2 protein-coding genes are annotated in these 2589 nt (G+C 59.7%); both read left to right on the top strand.

From position 1 onward, the window contains the following. Positions 1-1571 precede the first annotated feature (1571 nt). Entirely contained in the window at positions 1572-2333 is a 762-nt protein-coding gene (locus tag QU481_RS23590) for an IS5 family transposase (protein WP_435382758.1), read from the top strand. A 67-nt stretch (positions 2334-2400) separates the two neighbouring features. Further along, positions 2401-2589 (top strand): transposase (locus QU481_RS23595; protein ID WP_289832379.1); only part of this gene is annotated, 189 nt, incomplete at its 3' end.

Here is a 2589-nt window from a genome sequence, read left to right on the forward strand (position 1 = left end):
CTCAAGGGCGATTCACTGCGCAAGAAGCGCAGCTGTTTGACGGTGGAGGCGGCTCAGGAGTAAAACGTCGTCCTACCTCGCGACGCTACGCTCGTAGTGTCCAGATTGAGCTGGAATGACTGTCCAGATTCGCCGGAATCCGCAAAGACGAGCGCCCCGTTGGCCGCGTAGCTCTTCAGGTGACGAACGAGATGGGCCCAGGGTCTGTTGCCCAATCTCAGCTCCCTAATGAACGAATCCATCCTTGTCGGTTGCAAAAAACCCCTCTGTTTCACAGAAGGGGCGCTCGGGGGCGTGAAACGCCCCAGATTAGTGCAGCCTCAGAGCGAACATTGACACCATTCAGAGGGGCGCGCACGCTGGCCGGTGCACCCCGCCATCCCAAGAGGCCGTCCAACTTGGCCAACCGTTATCAATAACGAGACGGCCATGGTTCATACAAACAGAGATCAGTAGCCTCGGTGGTCACTGTCTTGTCGACCTTGGTCTTCCAGTGGGCGCTGTCCGCCTCCATTCATGCCGTGGTCACCGTGGCCGTATCTTTCTCCGTTATGGTCATAGCCACAGCCATGGTCATAGCCTTCGTCTCTATAGGTAGCCCGGCCCCCAGAAACAGCCTCCGAGGGCTGCTGCCAGCAGAAGTAACGCGATTTGTCGAGTCAATTTCATGGCGATCTCCTTATGATCGTCGGGGCCTTATGTGCAAGGGTGGTTTGCTTCAGCCAAGCCCTAGCTCATTGAGCCGGCCAAACTGGCCAGTGATTGAATGCCCCCGCAGACACATTCATTGCTGCTGATAAGGGCGCTGGTGCTCAGGTCCCTGTTGATGTGGTTCGCCCTGCGCATTGCCCGGACCACCCGGTTGATGTTGCTGAGGGTTCGCTGGGCGCTGTTGATGGGGGGGCGCCTTGCGAGTGGTCGGAGTTGCCTTGCTGCTGCCACGGCTGATTTGGCGGCCAGCCCGGGGCCGGTTGATGTGGCGCCGCCGGGTTGGCCGAATGCGCTGGTGCCAGGGTACTTTGCCGCGTTATCGCTTCTCGTGGTTGATAGTGGTAGCTCTGAGCGCGTATCGAATGCTGTTGTTCGACCGTGTGAGGGTAACGGCTCCCTGTGCACTGTCGCTGGTAAAGCGGCAACGGCGCGGGAGCGGGGGCCGCGTAGTGATTCCAATGGTCCCACCCTTGTCGACGCGCTGCCCAGCTATGCCCCCAGTGATCCCCCCAACGCGGAGGCTGATCGATACGCCAGCCGCGAAAATAAGGCGGAGGGTAGCGGTAGTAACGCACCGGCACGCGCAACAAGTACAGCGGTACATAGTCCGGTCCGATCCACTGCCAAGGCCCGTTGTACCAACTGCTCTCATACCAGTTGCCGCCCTGGAACACCCAGTACAGGCCGTCGTAGAAAAAGTAGTTCGATCTGGCGCCGGGGTAGTAGTAGACAGGATAGCCTGGCACCAGGACCAGATTCGGATATACCGGTACGTTGATGCTGATGCTGACTTGAGCATGGCTTAGAGTCGCTAACAAAACCTGCTTGATGCCGAGGTCGTAATACCCCATCTGGTGGGCATGAAGCGAAGTGTTGTCAGCCAAAAGCTCTGGAAATCGTTGCAACCGTTACTGTCGTCGCCAGCTCGTTCCCGCCGGGGCGGCCGTCCTCGCCTTGATGACCGGGCGGCCATGAATGGCATCCTGTTCGTCCTCACCACTGGCATTTCTTGGGAGGATCTCCCGCAGGAACTGGGCTTTGTCAGCGGCATGACCTGCTGGCGACGTCTGCGTGACTGGCAAGCAAGAGGTCTCTGGGACCGCTTACATCTGGCGCTTTTGACCCAACTGCGTCAATGCGACCAGATTGACTGGAGCCGAGCCAGTATCGATGGGGCGAGTGTCGCCAGCCCGGGGGGCCAGGAAACGGGCCCCAACCCCACCGACCGGGGCAAATTGGGCAGCAAGCGACACATCATCGTCGACCGGCGCGGCATTCCTCTGGCGCTGAGCATCACCGGAGCCAATCGCCATGACTCGATGGTGTTCGCCCCCCTAGTGGATGCCATTCCCGCAGTGCCCGGCTTACCCGGTCGTCCGAGGCGGCGACCAGACAAGCTGCATGCCGACAAGGGGTATGACTTCCGCCGCTGTCGTGAGCACTTGGCTCGACGCGGCATTCAGGCCCGCATTGCCCGTCGTGGAGTGGAAAACCGCGAAAAACTGGGACGGCACCGCAGGGTGGTCGAACGCACCCATGCTTGGCTGGCTGGGTTCGGCAAGCTTCGCATCCGTTTCGAGGATAGAGTCCACGGAAGTGGTGTAAATGCAGGCCGATGGTAGAAGGCCATCGAAGAACTCCGGTAAGGTCGATTTTGCGAAGAATCAGACTTACCCAATGGAGAACTCGATGGCCAACGACAGCATGGCATTTGTGGAGCGGTTGAAGCAACAAGGTGGAGGTGATTTCCTACGCGCACTGGTGGAGTCGGTGCTCGCTGACCTGATGGAGTGCGAGGTCACCAACCAGATCGGGGCTGACTTGCACGAGCGCAACGGGGAGCGCCAGGCCTATCGCAATGGCTACCGTGACCGCATC

Source organism: Crenobacter oryzisoli (assembly GCF_030385785.1).
GTDB classification, from domain to species: domain Bacteria; phylum Pseudomonadota; class Gammaproteobacteria; order Burkholderiales; family Chromobacteriaceae; genus Crenobacter_A; species Crenobacter_A oryzisoli.